General features: G+C 52.3%; 17 protein-coding genes. 1 reads left to right on the top strand and 16 read right to left on the bottom strand.

What is annotated here, in order from left to right:
• Window positions 1-34 precede the first annotated feature (34 nt).
• The 7 genes from astD to rpe all read right to left on the bottom strand — a co-directional run bounded on the left by astD (window position 35) and on the right by rpe (window position 7520).
• Complete coding sequence (astD, locus tag L4C36_RS01420) at window positions 35-1519, bottom strand: succinylglutamate-semialdehyde dehydrogenase (protein ID WP_428475998.1); 1485 nt, start codon at window positions 1517-1519, stop codon at window positions 35-37.
• Between the two features lie 11 nt (window positions 1520-1530).
• A complete protein-coding gene (gene astA / locus L4C36_RS01415; protein WP_428476038.1) occupies window positions 1531-2553 on the bottom strand; it encodes an arginine N-succinyltransferase in 1023 nt (340 codons plus the stop codon).
• 137 nt (window positions 2554-2690) lie between these two features.
• Window positions 2691-3914, bottom strand: a complete 1224-nt coding sequence (locus L4C36_RS01410; RefSeq protein WP_428475997.1) for an aspartate aminotransferase family protein — start codon at window positions 3912-3914, stop codon at window positions 2691-2693.
• Between the two features lie 427 nt (window positions 3915-4341).
• Window positions 4342-4923 carry an aminodeoxychorismate/anthranilate synthase component II gene (locus L4C36_RS01405; protein ID WP_428475996.1) on the bottom strand — a complete coding sequence of 194 codons (582 nt, stop codon included), beginning with the start codon at window positions 4921-4923 and terminating at the stop codon, window positions 4342-4344.
• Between the two features lie 123 nt (window positions 4924-5046).
• Complete coding sequence (gene trpS / locus L4C36_RS01400) at window positions 5047-6063, bottom strand: tryptophan--tRNA ligase (protein ID WP_428475995.1); 1017 nt, start codon at window positions 6061-6063, stop codon at window positions 5047-5049.
• Between the two features lie 91 nt (window positions 6064-6154).
• Entirely contained in the window at window positions 6155-6844 is a 690-nt protein-coding gene (locus tag L4C36_RS01395; protein WP_428475994.1) for a phosphoglycolate phosphatase, read from the bottom strand.
• Window position 6845: 1 nt separating this feature from the next.
• Window positions 6846-7520, bottom strand: coding sequence for a ribulose-phosphate 3-epimerase (gene rpe / locus L4C36_RS01390; protein WP_428475993.1), 675 nt, complete (start codon window positions 7518-7520; stop codon window positions 6846-6848).
• A 148-nt stretch (window positions 7521-7668) separates the two neighbouring features.
• On the opposite strand from rpe, the gene L4C36_RS01385 reads away from it, so the two are divergent.
• The gene (locus tag L4C36_RS01385) at window positions 7669-7878 is read left to right on the top strand and encodes a DUF2970 domain-containing protein (RefSeq protein ID WP_428475992.1); all 210 of its coding nucleotides are present in this window, start codon (window positions 7669-7671) and stop codon (window positions 7876-7878) included.
• Between the two features lie 127 nt (window positions 7879-8005).
• Here the strand turns inward: L4C36_RS01385 and L4C36_RS01380 are convergent, their stop codons facing one another.
• From L4C36_RS01380 to pilM, 9 genes are all read right to left on the bottom strand, one after another.
• On the bottom strand, window positions 8006-8830 hold the full coding sequence (locus L4C36_RS01380; protein ID WP_428475991.1) for a Dam family site-specific DNA-(adenine-N6)-methyltransferase: 825 nt from the start codon (window positions 8828-8830) through the stop codon (window positions 8006-8008).
• A 106-nt stretch (window positions 8831-8936) separates the two neighbouring features.
• Complete coding sequence (locus tag L4C36_RS01375; protein WP_428475990.1) at window positions 8937-10457, bottom strand: AAA family ATPase; 1521 nt, start codon at window positions 10455-10457, stop codon at window positions 8937-8939.
• Between the two features lie 14 nt (window positions 10458-10471).
• A complete protein-coding gene (gene aroB / locus L4C36_RS01370; protein ID WP_428475989.1) occupies window positions 10472-11551 on the bottom strand; it encodes a 3-dehydroquinate synthase in 1080 nt (359 codons plus the stop codon).
• A gap of 23 nt (window positions 11552-11574) precedes the next feature.
• On the bottom strand, window positions 11575-12093 hold the full coding sequence (aroK, locus tag L4C36_RS01365; protein ID WP_428475988.1) for a shikimate kinase AroK: 519 nt from the start codon (window positions 12091-12093) through the stop codon (window positions 11575-11577).
• Between the two features lie 210 nt (window positions 12094-12303).
• Window positions 12304-14016 carry a type IV pilus secretin PilQ gene (locus L4C36_RS01360; protein WP_428475987.1) on the bottom strand — a complete coding sequence of 571 codons (1713 nt, stop codon included), beginning with the start codon at window positions 14014-14016 and terminating at the stop codon, window positions 12304-12306.
• A 16-nt stretch (window positions 14017-14032) separates the two neighbouring features.
• Window positions 14033-14569 (bottom strand): pilus assembly protein PilP, encoded by a 537-nt coding sequence (locus L4C36_RS01355; protein ID WP_428475986.1) that lies wholly within the window; start codon window positions 14567-14569, stop codon window positions 14033-14035.
• Window positions 14566-15204 carry a type IV pilus inner membrane component PilO gene (locus L4C36_RS01350; RefSeq protein WP_428475985.1) on the bottom strand — a complete coding sequence of 213 codons (639 nt, stop codon included), beginning with the start codon at window positions 15202-15204 and terminating at the stop codon, window positions 14566-14568. Before L4C36_RS01350 ends, L4C36_RS01355 begins: the two co-directional genes overlap by 4 nt.
• Window positions 15197-15817, bottom strand: a complete 621-nt coding sequence (locus tag L4C36_RS01345) for a PilN domain-containing protein (protein WP_428475984.1) — start codon at window positions 15815-15817, stop codon at window positions 15197-15199. Before L4C36_RS01345 ends, L4C36_RS01350 begins: the two co-directional genes overlap by 8 nt.
• On the bottom strand, window positions 15814-16830 hold the full coding sequence (gene pilM / locus L4C36_RS01340) for a type IV pilus biogenesis protein PilM (RefSeq protein WP_428475983.1): 1017 nt from the start codon (window positions 16828-16830) through the stop codon (window positions 15814-15816). The genes L4C36_RS01345 and pilM overlap by 4 nt, the downstream gene beginning before the upstream one ends.
• Window positions 16831-16936: the final 106 nt, after the last annotated feature.

Below are 16936 nucleotides of genomic sequence, written 5' to 3'. Positions count from 1 at the left end.
CATCCCCTCCTCACAAGGTGACATCACTCGCTGTCTATTCGCTGTCTATTTCGCGGTTTAGGTCGCTCCCCATGCCAGGGATCGGCTGGGCGGGCAACTCGGGGTGCGCCCCTTCCATCGATGCCATGGGATAGGCACAGTAATCGGCAGCATAATACGCACTCGGGCGTAAGTTACCCGATGCCCCCGGCCCACCGAACGGTGCATCGCCACTGGCACCGGTCAACGGTCGGTTACGGTTCACGATCCCAGCGCGAATATGATCGAGAAAATACGCCCATTCCGGATCGTCGGTCGAGATCAACCCGGCGGATAACCCAAAGCGGGTGGCATTGGCCAACGTCACGGCGTCTGCCAACGTGTCATAACGCACGACCTGCAACAAGGGACCAAAATACTCTTCATCCGGCAGCGCCACGACGGCAGTCACATCGATGATCGCAGGCGTCACGATCGCCCCTTGCCCGCGCGTGGCGGTTAGCAGGCTGTTTCCCCCTAATGCCACTAAGTCCGCTTCGGCTTGCACGATACGATCGGCGGCGGCCACGGATATTTGTGGCCCCATAAACGGCGCTGGGGACGCAAAAGGCCCATCGATATGCAGCTGCTGCGTTAACGTTACTAAACGCGCCACCAACTGCTCCCCTTCCTCTCCACGCGGCACATACAATCGGCGTGCACAGGTACAACGTTGACCGGCACTTAAAAACGCCGACTGAATAATAGTGTAGACAGTGGCGTCCAAGTCGCCATAGTGCGGTGACACCACCAAGGGGTTATTGCCGCCCATTTCCAGTGCCAACATTTTCTCTGGGTGACCGGCAAACTGACGGTGCAGCAGGTGACCCGTGTGTGCACTGCCGGTAAACAACAGCCCATCAATGCCGGATGACTGCGCCAAAGCTTCTCCTGTTGCCCGTCCGCCTTGCACCAAATTGATCACCCCATCCGGCAATCCTGCTTGCTGCCACAATGTCATCGTGATTTCCGCGACCTTGGGCGTCTGCTCTGAAGGTTTAAAGACCACGGTATTGCCCGCTAACAACGCAGGCACAATGTGGCCGTTCGGCAAATGGCCTGGGAAATTATAGGGGCCAAAGACCGCCATCACCCCTAAGGGGCGATGCCGCAGCACCGCCTGTGTTGTGCCTATCGCCTTCTGTTTTTCGCCAGTACGCTCGTGATAGGCACGCAATGAAATCGCAATCTTACCGACCATGGCGCCCACCTCGGTGCGGCTTTCCCACAACGGCTTACCGGTTTCCTCTGCAATCACGGTGGCGAGCGTTTCTTTGTTGGCTTCAACCAGCTGGGCAAAACGCTCTACCCACGCCTGCCTGTCCGACAATGACGTATGGCGCCACGCCAGCAAGGCATCGCGGGCACTGGCCACCGCCGCTTCCACTTGGGCTGGCGTCGCCGCGTGGCCTTGCCAGACCGGTTGCTCGGTAAACGGGTTCAGCGACACCATGGCTTCGCCTTCGCCTGCGAGCCAATGTCCTGCTATCCATTGCGTCATAACACGTCTCCTTATTGAACAATCAAACGGATCGGATCGCCTTGCTTTACCTGCAACGCGGCGGCCATGTCGGCACGGATCACGGCTTGCGCGCCCGCTTCCGGCCCAGCGATAGACACCGGCCCCACCACGGCCCGAAACCCAGTAAACGAAGTATTGCTGATCACGCAATCTTTTCCGTGTTGAGGGTCACCAATCACCACCTGACACTGTTGTGAATGGCGTACCGATTCAATATTGCGCAGTTCGCATTCAACGGTCGGGCCAGCGTCAAAGATGTCGACATAGCCGCGACAGCTAAAGCCTTCTTTCTCCAACAAACGCAACGCCGGGCGGGTATTGTCATGGACTTCCCCGATCACCGCCTGCGCTTCTGGGCTGAGCAAATTGACGTAAATCGGCAGCTTAGGCATCAAATCAGCAATGAAACCTTTCTTACCTATCCCCGTCAGATAATCGGCTAAGGTGAAGTCAATCGAGAAGAAATGGGCTTTCAACCAATCCCAAAACGGCGAGTTACCGGCTTCATCAGACACGCCACGCATTTCCGCGATCACGGTGCGGTCAAAGCGTTCAGTGTGCTGCGCCAGCATTAAGAAACGGCATTTCGATAACAAGCGGCCATTCATGCCGACGCGCCATTCGGGACGTAAGAACAAGGTACATAACTCACTCACGCCAGTGTAGTCATTGCCAAAGGTGAGGATTTTCACCACGTTGTGCACATTCAAACGCTGTGATGAGTGCACTACCGTGCTGAGGTGGTAGGTATAAAAGGGGCTGTCGAGCCCCACGGCCGCTTCAATGGCGGTCGTACCGGCTATCTCACCGGTCTCGGTATCTTCGGCCACCATCAGGTACCCTTCCGGCCCCGGTTGGATCACCGCTTTAGCAAAGCTGTCTTCGGAATGTTGAATGCGGGCCGCCAAGATCTCTTCGTTAACCGGCAACGAGGTAAACCCATGGCCAGATGCCTCCGCACATTGCATCAATGCGGGTAAATCATTGGCGGTAATCGGTCGAATCACTAGCATCGTCTTCCCTCCTGATGCCCATAAAGGCGCATTGCTTGAGTGCTCATTGTCGCCCGACACGGCGGAGGCATGGGTAACAATGCGTCCTGCATGCTCGCCCATGCCCATTCATTTGGGGTGCTTATTATATGAGGCACTTATTGCGGTTGTGCGTATACCTTGGCAATGGCACGTTCCAATCGCGCCATCCCTTCGTTGAATTCTTCACGGCTGATCGCCAGCGACGGGGTAAACCGCACCACATCCGGCCCCGCCACCAGTACCATCACCCCTTCCTCCCCTGCGGCAACAAGCACATCACGGGCGCGGCCTTGATAATCACTGTTCAGCGCCGCCCCCAATAACAAACCTTTACCACGAATGTCACCGAACATCGGATAGCGACCATTGATGTCCTGCAACGCCTCTCGGAACCAGTGTTCACGCGCTTTGACACCGGCCAAGAAGTCAGGATCAGCAACGGTACGCACCACCGCTTCAGCGACGGCACAGGCCAATGGGTTACCCCCATAGGTCGAGCCGTGCGTGCCCACTTTCATGTGCGCCGCCAACGCTGTCGTCGTCAGCATGGCACCAATGGGGAAACCGCCGCCAAGCGATTTGGCGGTACTCAGGATATCCGGCGTGATCCCTAACCCTTGGTAGGCATAAAAATCGCCGGTACGGCCATTGCCGGTTTGTACTTCATCGAAGACCAGTAAGGCATTGTGCTGATCACACAGATCACGCACCCCTTGCACAAACGCGGGATCCGGCGCGATGATGCCCCCTTCCCCTTGCAGCGGTTCCATCATCACCGCACAGGTGCGAGATGACATGTGGGCTGCCAAAGCGGCAAGATCGTTATACGGCAGGTGGGTCACATCGCCCGGTTTCGGGCCAAAGCCGTCAGAATAGGCGGCTTGCCCCCCCACCGTCACAGTGAAAAAAGTACGGCCATGGAAGCCTTGGGTGAAGGCGATGATTTCGGATTTTTCCGGTCCAGCGGTGTCTGCGGCATAGCGACGAGCCAGTTTCAGCGCCGCTTCATTGGCTTCGGCGCCGGAATTGGCAAAGAACACCTTGTCGGCAAAGCTGTGTTCGGTCAGTAAACGGGCCAGACGCAGTGCCGGCTCGTTGGTCATGACATTACTAACATGCCACAACTGCTCAGCTTGCGCAGTCAACGCCTGCACCATTACTGGGTGACAATGCCCCAAACAGCTGACGGCGATCCCGCCGGCAAAGTCGATATAATCTCGGCCGGCCTGATCCCAGACTGTCGCCCCTTGGCCTTTTACCGGGATGATTTGCATCGGTGCGTAACACGGCACCATCACCTCATCAAACACCTGACGATCTACCGTCTGTTCCTTTTCCATTGTCGTATCCTTCTTTGTTCACTGCCTTAAACACAGTATTTACATTTTATTAACCAATTCCAATAGCAGATTATGTTTTTATTTTCTGCACGCGACGAGGTTAATCCCTACGATGTACATAGTTATGCGTTTTTATGGCAAAGTTATTAAGACCAAAAAAAGACAAACTGTATTTCCTTTGAGGAAATAGCGTGCCCAACGGTAAGGAAGTGAATAATTGCTCAGCTCGATAAGAGGCCGAGAAGCAAAGAAGAAAAAGGAAGAGGTGCCACAATATGGCATGTGATCACGCGCTATCTTGGCCATTTTCACGCATAAATGCAGGCATTCAGTAGGAAAAGAAGCAAATTAGGAGGAGATGAAGCACGGGGTTAAACCAACAGGCAGCACAATCAACTGCCTAAAAAACACGGTGTTGAAGAGGTAATCAGATCGTGCGACGCAGGAAGTTAGCCAACAACTGATGGCCTTGCTCGGTCAGGATGCTTTCAGGATGAAACTGCACACCTTCAATGGGCAAGGTGTTATGAACGATCCCCATGATTTCATCAGGTTCACCGTCACGCTCGCTCCATGCCGTCACCGTAAAGCAATCCGGCAGGGTATCGGCTTTGACCACCAGCGAATGGTAACGGGTCACCGTCAGCGGTTCGTTAAGATCGGTAAACAGGTAGTTTTGCGTATGGCGAATGGCCGAGGTTTTCCCGTGCATCACTTGCCGCGCCCGGACCACGTCGCCGCCAAATACTTGGGCGATGGCCTGATGTCCCAGACACACACCGAGGATAGGCAGTTTACCGGCAAAATGCCGAATGGCCGCCAGTGAGATCCCGGCTTCATTCGGGGTACACGGTCCCGGAGAGATAACCAGATGAGACGGTGCAAGGGCTTCAATCCCAGCCAGATCGATCTCATCATTGCGCACCACCTGCACGTCTGCCCCTAACTCACAGAAATATTGATACAGATTGTAGGTAAATGAATCGTAGTTATCGATCATCAATAGCATGAGTACCACCGCTTCCTCAACATGACAGCGGCCTATTTTGCAGTAGCCCCTCAGAAAGGCAAGTACTGGCGAAAAAAAACCGGCAATCCGCCGGTTTTCGTCAACATGCTTTCGCGTGGATACTTATGGGCGCGCCACAAACCCGATCGCTTCGTACACGTTCTTCAACGTCACAGCCGCGCGCGCAGAGGCTTTTTCTGCTCCGACTTTCATCACGCTGTCCATATACGCACGGTCAGCACGGATGCGGCGGTATTCTGCTTGGATAGGCTCTAACATCGCCACCAAGGCTTCACCGACGTCTTTCTTGAACGGACCGTACATTTCCACGCCCGCGTATTGTGCTTCGATTTCCGCGTAGCTCATACCGGTTGCCGCTGAGTACAGACCCATCAGGTTCGAGATACCTGCTTTGTTGGTCACATCATGGGCAATGCGTGGTGGGGTTTCTGCATCGGTCTGCGCCTTGTTGATCTTTTTGATGATCGACTTCGGCTCTTCCAGCAAGGTGATCACGTTCTTACGGTTATCATCCGACTTGGACATTTTCTTCGTCGCATCCTGCAGGCTCATCACGCGTGCATTCACGCTTGGGATGTAAGGCTCAGGGATGGTGAAGATTGGCTGCTCAGGTGAGTAGATGTTGTTGAAACGGGTCGCGATATCACGCGCCAGTTCAAGGTGCTGCTTCTGATCGTTACCGACCGGCACTTGGTGTGCGCCGTACAACAGAATATCAGCGGCCATCAACACAGGGTAGCTGAACAGACCGGCATTCACGTCATTCGCATAACGGGCAGATTTGTCTTTGAACTGGGTCATACGGCTCAGCTCACCCATTTGGGTGTAGCAGTTCAGTGCCCAGCTTAACTGCGCATGCTCAGGCACGTGTGACTGAACAAACAGTGTACTTTTCTCAGGTGTCACGCCTACTGCCAAGCAGATCGCTAGCGCATCCAGCGTGGCTTCATACAAGGCTTTTGGATCTTGGCGCACGGTGATGGCGTGCAAATCCACCACGCAGTACTGGCAATCGTAATCATCCTGCATCTGCTCCCACTGACGCAGCGCACCCAGATAGTTACCAATACTTAATTCACCTGAAGGCTGGACGCCACTTAATACAATGGGTTTGGTCATGATGAGATTTTCCTCTGTCACTCAGCAAAACAGCAGCCCGACGCTGCTGTATTCGATTCTACATGAAGGGTGCCGCAGGCGGTCACCTGTACTAGTGCCCTAGTGTAACCACTTCAGTCAACTGACTAAAGTGATCCAAGACAATATCTGGCTCACTGGCACTGATCGGCTGGCCATAGTTATAACCGTAAGTCAGCCCGACAACATAACATGCCGCCGCTTTGGCCGCCAAGATGTCATTACGGGAATCCCCGACCATCAACATCTGTTCCGCGTGTAATTGGTGTTTTTCCAATAACCAGTTAAGCGCAAACGGATCCGGCTTTTTCAATGGAAAAGTATCGCCACCAATAACATCCACGAAATAGTCGGCGATGTCATGCTGTTCCAGCAAATGTGGAACAAACTGCGCAGGTTTATTGGTGACAATCGCCATGGGGATACCCGCCGCATGGAACGCCGCCAACGTCGCTTTCACCCCTGGGTAGAGCGCACTCTTCTGGTGACCGCCTTCTTCGTAAAAACGATCAAACAATTGGCGCGCGTCGCGGTGCAGAGCGGGGTCCAGATCCGGATCCACCTCAATACTGCGGCTTAATGCGCGGCCGATCAGGATATCCGCACCGTTGCCGATCCATGTGGTGACTTGCTCAACCGTCACGCCTTCTCGCCCAAGGGCATGCATGGTTTTATCCGCCGCATCCGCCAAGTCCGGCACACTGTCGAGCAGTGTGCCATCGAGATCAAACGCAATGAATGTGATGCCTTCAATCTGTTTCATCTTAACGTGTTACCTTGGCCAATTCGGCACGCATCTTATCAATTTCAACTTTGTAATCCGGCTGGCTGAAAATCGCTGAACCGGCCACGAACATATCGGCACCCGCTTCCGCGATTTCACGGATATTATCCACTTTCACGCCGCCATCAATTTCCAGACGGATCGCACGGCCAGACGCATCGATACGCTGGCGCACTTCACGCAGTTTATCCAGCGTGCTTGGGATGAAGGACTGGCCACCAAAGCCTGGGTTCACGGACATCAACAAAATCATGTCAACCTTGTCCATGATGTAATCTAAGTAGTGCAGCGGGGTCGCAGGGTTAAACACCACACCCGCCTGACAACCGCACTCTTTGATCAACTGCAAGGTGCGATCAAGGTGATCGGTCGCTTCTGCGTGCACGGTGATCATGGTCGCGCCCGCTTTGGCGAAATCAGGAATAATACGATCAACAGGTTTTACCATCAGGTGCACATCAATCGGGGCCGTGATGCCGTAGTCGCGCAATGCTTGGCAGATTGGCGCACCAAACGTCAGGTTCGGTACGTAATGATTGTCCATCACGTCAAAGTGTATGACATCAGCCCCCGCAGCCAATACTTTCTCTACATCCTCGCCAAGACGCGCAAAATCTGCAGATAAAATCGATGGAGCGATCAAAAAGTCCTTCATGTTCAGCCTCTATTCGGTACATACGAAAACGTTATCGGAAATCGCGGCAATTCTACCCGATCCCCCTAGCGATGTCTTAACCGTTTTCTAAGGAGACCTCAAACACAGCCCGCTCAACTACACTGAAAGAAAGCCCCATGGAGCGCCTATGCGACAATCAAACCGCCCGTTACCGTCATTACGTCAGGTACTCAAAAGTGTGCTGGGCGCCTTATTCGGCGTGCAGTCCGAACAGCATCGGCACGCGGATTTTAGCCAACACCGTGTCTGGCCCTATGTGGTCATCGGTGTCGTGGCCATTGCGCTATTTGTGGGAATATTAGTGGCGTTCAGCCAATGGGTCGTCGCTGGGACATAAACAGGAATGGGGAATGGGGAATGGGGAATGGGAAGTTGAGGTTCAAAGGTAGGAACACCGTGAACATAAGCTCGATAGAAACAGAAAAGACGCCAGAATATGGCGTCTTTCGATCATGACATCAGGATCATTTTTCTGCTGGCTTAAACAGTGCCAACAGTTCATCGACCTTATTACGCCCGCTGCCATTACGGCTAATGGTACGCTTCACTTTCACCACTGACAGATCCGCACCGTGGTACAGACGACGGGTCAACGTAGTGTCATGGTTCGAGATCAAGACCGGAATATCACGCTCATTCGCCGCACGCTCTGCGGCATCAGCCAAGGCAGCTTGATCATCCAAGCTAAAGCCATTGCCAGCGTACGAGGTGAAGTTTGCGGTCGTTGATAACGGCGCATACGGTGGATCACAGTAGATCACACAGCCCTTACGCGCACGAGAAAAGGTCTGTTGATAACCTTCACACACAAACGTGGCACGCTTGGATTTTTCCGAGAAGAAGTATATTTCATCTTCCGGGAAGTACGGTTTTTTGTACGAACCAAACGGCACATTAAAGCCGCCTTTTTTGTTATAACGGCACAGGCCATTAAAACCATGCCGGTTCATATACAGAAAATACAGTGAGCGGGTATAAGGATCATCCGTGCGATTAAACGCGTCACGGATCTCAAGATAAGCGCCTTTCTGATTATATTCTTGGGTAAAAAGCGCCTTGCTGTCGCGAATATACTGTTCAGGTTGCTCTTTGATAATGTTGTACAAGTTGATCAAATCCGGATTGATATCTGCCAACAGGTACTGTTCAAAATCTGTATTCAAAAAGACAGAGCCGGCCCCGACAAAAGGCTCGACCAATTTACGCGCAGGTGGCAGATGGCGCTCGATTTCCTCAACCAGAGAATATTTCCCCCCAGCCCATTTCAGGAATGCACGATGCTTTTTCATTCAGCTGACCACCAATACCGACTTTGTAACGAAAGGTGGCGGATTGTACACCATTTCCTATCGCTACTGATACCGCTAACAGGGAAATATCTCAGACGCTCGGCAGTTATTTGGCCCGGTCCATTTCACGGTGAATTTGCCCGTAAGACTTCACCCACGGTTTCAAGGCGCGCACGTTGGCAGGCAAGCGCTGCTCGGCTTGACGCGCCGTTTGCATATCCGGGTAATTGCCCGTCACAATGATGTACCAGAGGCGATCGTTACGCAGGGTCTCATACGCGACAGCTAAATCGTGGATTTCATATTCATCGATAAAATTACGCGCGACGGCGATTGACTGCATGGCCGCGAGTTGCAAGGCGTAGTGGGCCGGTGGCACCTCGCGCAACTCATGCCCCAGTTCAACCCGGCTAACAGGCTCTGCCACTGGCGAAACGGTATCCAGTGTCACTGAGGCAACAGGCACGGCAGTCGGCGCGGGTTCAGGAGACGGCTCTGGCATTGGTGCCGGTACTGACTCTGTCGTTTCCGTCGCAGAATCCATCTGTGGGGATGTCAGGGCTGCCGCAGCATGCTCACCACTGCCACCGACGTGCTGCTCATCCAACATGGCATCCACCACATCCGATGGCACCACTAAACGCGGGTTGTCATCACTGCGCCCGACCGTTAGGCCTTCTAAGTGCATTTCTGGAGGCAAACTCGCGGTGTCATCTTGTACCGCTGAAGAAGATGGTGATAACGCGGATCCCTCGTCGGATGCGACTGTGTGTGGCAATGCTGTTGCCTGTTCTAATACCGATGTTTGCTCCACCACTGGCGTTGTCACCGTCATGGAGTCCGCCGGCTCAGGAGAGAGAAACCACCCCCCCATCACGACGGCGAACAATGCCATCACTCCGATAAGCATGGTTAACGGGGATGGGCGACGAGTACGTTGTGCATCCATATTCTGAGATTCTCCCTGTTCTAACTTCATCAAGGCACCTGGCCAAGGGGCACATTGGGTAATACGTGCTTTGGTAGCACGTCGCTGCTGCACATCTTCATCCCCTTTCGTGACGCACGCATCGACAAACGCCAACGCTTCCTCATTCGATAGCGGTGCGATCTCAACATCCAGCGCCCGAGTATCTTGCCCGTGGGTGATCTTTTCCAGATACGTGTCCAGTCGGTTCGGATAACCAAACAGCAGCACATTGATTTGCCAATGTTTCAACTCACGAGCTTGCTGAACAAGCACCCACAGCTCTGCCACGATCGCAGGGCTTAAATGGTGGGCATCATCAATGACAATCACCATATTGACCGCAACATACGAAAAAATCCGCGCTATGCTGTCGACGATGGGATCGTGTTCATTAAATACCGCTTTGGGCACAAGTTGCTGTAACAGAAAGGCGCGGTGTTGCGCGTCGGTTTGCTGGGGATGACACAATAATAAGGCTTGTTGTGGCACAGCCGCCCATTGTTCAAGGTAACGTTGGGAAAGCCATGTTTTTCCTGCCCCTTCTGGGCCAGTCACTTGGATTAAATTAGTACTAAAACGGGTCAGAAATTGCAGACGAGAAAGCAACTGGATCTGAGACTCCAGATCCAGCGCATAAGGAAAGGTACCCGTACGCATCAGAACTGACAGCGTTAGGCGGTAATAGCCTGACGCAAGACGGTTTCTGGTACCCCAGCCACCACTTGCGCACGACCAATCGCAGTAGGCAGGATGAAACGTAACTGGCCAGCCAGCACCTTTTTATCCCGCATCATATGTTTCATGTAAGCATCAAAAGACATGCCCTCTGGACCGCGTACCGGTAACTGCGCTTTTTCCAATAAACGGATAATACGCACCACGTCGGCCTCTGAGAGTAGTCCCTGCAATTGGGCTGTACGTGCAGCCTGCACGGTGCCCGCGGCAACCGCTTCGCCATGAAGCCAGTTGCCATACCCCATTTGTGCTTCAATTGCATGACCAAAGGTATGGCCCAAATTCAGCAATGCGCGCACACCGGATTCTTTTTCATCCGCCGCGACCACATCGGCTTTAAGCTGACAGCAACGTTTGATCGCATAGTTGAGTGCTTCTGCATCCAACGCCTGCAATTTCTCGATGTTCTGCTCAAGCCAAGCAAAAAACGGGGCATCAGCAATGATGCCGTATTTGATCACTTCCGCGATACCTGCCGCAAATTCACGGGCCGGCAACGTATGCAAACACTGGGTATCAATCACAACCGCTTGAGGCTGGTAAAACGCCCCGATCATGTTTTTACCCAACGGATGGTTCACGGCCGTTTTTCCGCCAACGGAAGAATCGACCTGTGACAACAACGTTGTCGGGACTTGTAAAAAATCAACACCACGGTGAAAACTGGCCGCCGCAAAGCCAACCACATCGCCAATCACGCCGCCACCAAGCGCTACAATCACCGTATCACGGCCATAATTGCCTTCCAGCAAAAACGTCATGATTTGGTTGAACGTATCGAGGGATTTGTACTGCTCTCCATCTGGCAATGACAGTAACGCGATATCACGGCACAAGCTTTGCAACGTATGCATGATCTGATCGGCATAAAGAGGTGCAACCGTTTCGTTGCTGATCACAACAACGCGTTGCTGGGCAGATAGTGCGGGGGAAAATAACGCCGGGTTATTAAATAACTCGGCGCCAATGGAGATGGGGTAACTTCTCTCTCCGAGATCGACGGTGATCCGTTCCATGGCCAGCCTCTCTGTTTTTTTGATTAACGCTCTTCAAGCATCTTGATGATTTGGTTAGCGACTACTTTCGCACTCTGATCATCAGTACGTACGACATAGTCAGCGACTTCTTCATACAGGGGATTACGCTCGTCAGCCAATGCTTCCAGTACTTCACGTGGTGTATCTGTTTGTAGTAAAGGACGCTTTTTATCACGCTGAGTACGTGCCAATTGTTTCTCAATCGTTGTTTCAAGGTATACAACGATACCACGAGCAGACAGACGGTTACGGCTTTCTTTGCTCATTACTGAACCCCCACCCGTTGCAAGTACAATGCCTTGCTCCTGAGTCAGGTCATCAATGACGCTTTCTTCACGGATACGGAAACCCGCTTCGCCTTCAACATCAAAAACCCAGCTAATGTCTGCGCCTGTGCGATCTTCAATCTCAGTATCAGAGTCAAAGAATTCCATATGCAGCTGCTGAGCAAGGTGTCTACCGATGGTACTTTTGCCGGCACCCATTGGGCCGACCAGGAAAATATTTCGTTTTTCAGCCATTTTTAGCAAATTTTACGCGCGGTTAATAAAACGACACCGCCCGCAGGCTTTCATTAAACAAGCCCGAGGCGCCAACTTCCTCACTTTTAATTCGTGATAAGACCGAAAATTATCTCAGGACAAGACTGCCTTTGGCAATAGCTAGGTGGGGATTTATTCTCCCCGAGGGCACAGAGGTTGCCTGTACGCCCCGGGTTGAATCAAAATATCTTACTGATAGACGATCTTAGGTGTGACAAAAATAAGCAGTTCACGCTTCGCCAGTTCATCCAATTTGTGACGGAACAGGGCGCCCAATACCGGTAAATCACCCAATAGTGGTACTTTTCGAACTGTATTATTCAATGAGTGCTGATAGATCCCCCCGAGCACCACTGTTTCACCATTGTTCACCAACACTTGGGTACCGATACGCTGGGTACTAATGGCAACTGCTTCGCCTGTCCCTGTTTGTACCGTCTCCCCTTTACGGTCTTGGGTCACGACCAAATCGAGCACCAATTTACCGTCAGGCGTGATTTGCGGCGTCACCATTAAGCTCAAGACCGCTTTCTTGAAGCTCACAGACACAGCACCGCTTGATGACGCTTCAAGGTAAGGAATTTCAGTACCCTGCTCGATATACGCCATTTTCTTGTTGGTGGTCATCAGTCGAGGACTTGAGATAATTTCTGCTTTCTGTTCAGACTGCAATGCAGACAATTCCAAATCTAGCAGAACATCGCCAATTTTGGCCACTTGGAATGCAATGCTTGAGGCGCCGGCTTTCGTCGCTGCCAAATTCACATTCAAGAAATCATCCACCGTAGCGCCATCTTCCAGCAAACCTGCAGAGTTCAAGTTACTTTCGACCGAGCCACCAATGGTATTGTTACCGTCGGTACTTAAAATCCCCCAACGCACACCCAACTCATCGATATCCCCTTCATCAATCGTCACGATACGTGCTTCAATCTGTACCTGCTTCACGGGCACATCCAACGCGGTCACGATGTCACGAATGTTATCCAGAACTTCAGGAATATCATTGATAATGAGTGAGTTAGTTCGCTCATCAATGTGCAACGAACCACGATCAGACAGCATACTCACATCACTATCACCCTCACTCATTAACAGCTCACCCAGCTCGCTCGCTTTGGCGTAGTTAATGGTAATGATTTCAGAACGCAGTGAGGATAACTCTTCTTCTTTACGCTTCGCTTCCAGTTCCTGACGTTCATTGCGCGCCAGCTCTTCTTTGGGCGCAATCATCACGACAGAGCCTTGCTCACGCTTGTCCAAGCCTTTGGCGTCCAAAATGATATCCAGCACTTGTTGCCAAGGCACGTCATCCAAACGCAGCGTCAGGTTCCCTTCAACGGTGTCCGATACCACCAGGTTGAAATCGTTGTATTCCGCAATCAGCTGTAAGACGTTACGCACGGGTACGTCCTGGAAGTTGATTGAAATCGGTTTGCTGTTATACGTAATTTTCGAGGCATTCTTGGCCGCCGCTTTCTTCGCGGGCGCCTGAACGCGTACTTCTAATAGCTTGCCTTTCGACGCATAGTCGTACTCAAAACCGCCATTCATGGTCAAAACCAAGCGCACGCCTCGGTCGGTACGGAACGATTCCACCGTGTTCACGCGGGTTGCAAAGTCTTTCACATCGAGTACATAAATCATGTCATCGGCGATATTGGTATCGTGCAATTCCACATACAGTTGCTTCCCTGAACGACGCATGTCCACCACTGAACGCGTGTCACTGAGTTCCACTTTGAGTATCCCGTCTCCCTGACCATTACGGGTAAAGTCCAGATTCTTCACCTGATTGGCGGTGGCGGCAAACGCAGAAGAGCCTGCCGTTAACGCCAAGAGCAACAGCCAACTGAAGCCGAGTTTCCAGAACCCAAAATATTGCGATGCTTTCCTTGTCATAATTTCATTCTCTTCACTAAACTGCCTTGTCCTGCTTAACCAGCGTAAGTTTCATCGGCCGTTTCAGCCAACATCCCTCGCCATCCGGCAGAATCTCCTCGATGTCAATACTCTTCGGGCTCACCTTTAAAATCTTCCCATGATTCAGGCCGAGGTAATAACCCTCCCGCACTTTTATCAGTTTGCCTTCCGGTGTGTACACCAATCCCCAAAGCAGATTATTGTCACCCATTACACCGCGCATACTCAGCTGGCCTAACGGGAAACTTTCCAGTGGTGATTGTTGTTTTCTTGGTGCGGGCTGCCAACAGGCATGTGTCTCACCCTCTACGGGCTCCCCCCGTTCCGGACGCGGTTTTAAAAATGGCACCCGTGAACTGGTCATCACAAACGCTTCCGCCATAAACGAGGACTGCTCAGCGAGCGGCTCCACATCGGCTTTAGCCTGTTCATGCGCCTGTGCAATAAACTGTGAAATGGAGTCATCATTGGCCTGACACCCCATGAGCAAGCTCACCAATACGGTTAAACTGGCTGCGCGTACCCTGCTCATTGTTCCCCCTCAACCGATGTCGTACCCACCGGTGCTTTAAAGCGATAGGTTGTTGCTGACACTTTTAGCGATAACAACTCAGTACGCTCAGTCATGCGAGAGGCATGACCACGTCCCGCGTTTTTGGTGCGTTCTAAATCGATGTCATTCAGTGTCACGATGCGGGGTAAATGTGCAATATCGGCAGAAAAATTGCCGATATCTTCGTATTTCCCAGTCAACACAATGCTAATCGGCAATTCAAAATACAGCGGATGCTCAACCCGTGGCGCCCACTCAATGCGTTGAAATTCCAAGCCGTTACGGATACCTATGTCATTGACATCCGCCAATAAGCTGGCTAATTCTTCTTCTTCCGGTAGCTGCTCGACGACGTGCTGATAGCGATCTTTAAGCTCTTCAATCTGCTGCTTCACCTGCGGTAATGCCGCCACTTGGTTCGCTCGGCGAACCACTTGCTGACGCAATTCCACTTCTGTTTGCTTAAAGCGCTCTAACTCATCTTGCATCGGCGACAGCCAGTACCAATAGCCGACTGCGGCAATCAACATGGCGAACAGTCCTGCCACCAAGGCTTGCGCCTGCAGAGGCCACTCTGTGATTTCGTCCAGTTCAAGATCTTGCCAATTACTCATTTACGCCTCCGTGCTGGTTAGCTTGCAGGTCGTGTGACTGCTCCTGTGATGACTTCGCGGCAACCACATCAGGCGACAGTAATGAGAACGAGGCCTTAAACTCTTTCTGTTCCTGCGGTTTGTCTTTATTGACAACGATCGAGTGCATGCCCACCTGTCCCAGCCATTCTGACTGTTCACCGTTGGACAACAGCGTGGCCAAACGGCCATTGGAATCACCGATCCCATTGATCTTCACATGACTGCCCGCCATCGACATATCATCCAAGTACACCCCTTGCGGCACGACACTCGGCAACAAGCTAAGCAGGCGCGTTACGTGGTTGCGCCCTTTTTGAATATCGGTGATCACTGCCAGACGTTTGATCAACGCATCGCGCTGGCGATCCAACTCAGGCAGCAAAGCCAGGCGTTTCTCTAACACCGCGACTTCTTGCTTGAGCTGCGTATTGCGGGCTTGTTGCATGTCTTGCTGGCGCCCAATTAAACTGCTGGCAAGCCAAAGCGCCAGTAATGCACAACCTGCACTACCGGCTAAAAGGGTCCAAAATCGTTCCTGATGGCGCTTCTTTTTTTCATCACGCCAGGGCAGTAAATTCAGTTTTGCTATCACGATGACTCCCCTCCTCGCAGCGCCAAGCCTGCCGCAACGGCATACTGACCGAAACTGCCTTGCTCAAGCGCTATCTCCATTTTCTGATCGCGTTCAAACGAAGCGAAGGGATGCAACCAACGCACTTCCAACCCTAACATGCGCTCTAGCATGTCGCTGACTACCACACTTTGTCCGCCGCCACACAACCACAAGCCTTGCAAGGCCGCGCGCGGATGGGTGGAGTTATACAGCTGTAACTGACGTTTCAAGCCATCGACTAATTGCTTGGTAAACTGCTCAGCCTGTTCGGCGGAAACGGCTAAGCGGGGGCTCTCGTCATCGCTTTTATGCATATCAACCCCTTGCAATGCCTGACACCCAAAGGCCAGCTCGCGGTGGTACGCGGCGCTGCCTGCTGGCTTCACGCAAAACTCGGTGCGCGATTTCCCCACATTCACCACGCCCCACTGACCGGACATGTTCTGCTGCTCTGCCACGTATTCTTCGAGCCAGAGCAGCGCATGGGTTTGCAACTCAACCACTTTGGGCGTCAACTTCGCTTTGCGAATGGCCTCAACACGGCTGTCGACGGTTTCACGTCGGGCCGCAAACACTTGAACCGGTTGGGTCTGCGCGGGCTGCGAAAAGGATTGTGAGGCCAAGGGAAAAAAGTCTAAGCGTAATTCTTCAATGGGAAAGGGGGATGACGCACTCAGCGCTTGTTCTACCGCAAACACCGACTCATCGTCACTCAAGTTGGTATCCAACTGAATGACCTTGCTGATCACGGCACTGTCTGGCAGCGCGAGAACAACGTTCTTGGCCCCAAACGGTAAACTCTTTTTTAATTTACGCATTGCTGACAACAAGGCAGGGGTGTTCACGCTATGCTGCTCGTTAACAACAGATGCCGGTAACACCACCTCGGCAAAGGCCGCCAATTCGAGCCGCGCCTTCTTCTGTCGTAACACCACGGCTTTGACGCTGTGGTGACCAATATCAATCCCAATTGTTAGTGGGTTCCGAAACATACCGTGCTATGCTCCCTTTAGACGGAAAAGCAAAATTGTTACTTAAATCAAACACCAAGTTATAGCGTTAATTTTCCATAGGTTACCTTTATACTCTTGGTTGCAG

Origin of the sequence: Photobacterium japonica, from assembly GCF_050337005.1 — a bacterium.
GTDB lineage: Bacteria > Pseudomonadota > Gammaproteobacteria > Enterobacterales > Vibrionaceae > Photobacterium > Photobacterium japonica.
The sequence above is the reverse complement of the archived record's forward strand: the minus strand, read 5'-3'. Positions and strand labels throughout refer to the sequence as shown.

Bases quoted from the DNA above. Each gene is read 5' to 3' on its own strand.
- astD (WP_428475998.1), bottom strand. From the start codon at position 1,519: ATGACGCAATGGATAGCAGGACATTGGCTCGCAGGCGAAGGCGAAGCC.
- astA (WP_428476038.1), bottom strand. From the start codon at position 2,553: ATGCTAGTGATTCGACCGATTACCGCCAATGATTTACCCGCATTGATG.
- L4C36_RS01410 (WP_428475997.1), bottom strand. From the start codon at position 3,914: ATGGAAAAGGAACAGACGGTAGATCGTCAGGTGTTTGATGAGGTGATG.
- L4C36_RS01405 (WP_428475996.1), bottom strand. From the start codon at position 4,923: ATGCTATTGATGATCGATAACTACGATTCATTTACCTACAATCTGTAT.
- trpS (WP_428475995.1), bottom strand. From the start codon at position 6,063: ATGACCAAACCCATTGTATTAAGTGGCGTCCAGCCTTCAGGTGAATTA.
- L4C36_RS01395 (WP_428475994.1), bottom strand. From the start codon at position 6,844: ATGAAACAGATTGAAGGCATCACATTCATTGCGTTTGATCTCGATGGC.
- rpe (WP_428475993.1), bottom strand. From the start codon at position 7,520: ATGAAGGACTTTTTGATCGCTCCATCGATTTTATCTGCAGATTTTGCG.
- L4C36_RS01385 (WP_428475992.1), top strand. From the start codon at position 7,669: ATGCGACAATCAAACCGCCCGTTACCGTCATTACGTCAGGTACTCAAA.
- L4C36_RS01380 (WP_428475991.1), bottom strand. From the start codon at position 8,830: ATGAAAAAGCATCGTGCATTCCTGAAATGGGCTGGGGGGAAATATTCT.
- L4C36_RS01375 (WP_428475990.1), bottom strand. From the start codon at position 10,457: ATGCGTACGGGTACCTTTCCTTATGCGCTGGATCTGGAGTCTCAGATC.
- aroB (WP_428475989.1), bottom strand. From the start codon at position 11,551: ATGGAACGGATCACCGTCGATCTCGGAGAGAGAAGTTACCCCATCTCC.
- aroK (WP_428475988.1), bottom strand. From the start codon at position 12,093: ATGGCTGAAAAACGAAATATTTTCCTGGTCGGCCCAATGGGTGCCGGC.
- L4C36_RS01360 (WP_428475987.1), bottom strand. From the start codon at position 14,016: ATGACAAGGAAAGCATCGCAATATTTTGGGTTCTGGAAACTCGGCTTC.
- L4C36_RS01355 (WP_428475986.1), bottom strand. From the start codon at position 14,569: ATGAGCAGGGTACGCGCAGCCAGTTTAACCGTATTGGTGAGCTTGCTC.
- L4C36_RS01350 (WP_428475985.1), bottom strand. From the start codon at position 15,204: ATGAGTAATTGGCAAGATCTTGAACTGGACGAAATCACAGAGTGGCCT.
- pilM (WP_428475983.1), bottom strand. From the start codon at position 16,830: ATGTTTCGGAACCCACTAACAATTGGGATTGATATTGGTCACCACAGC.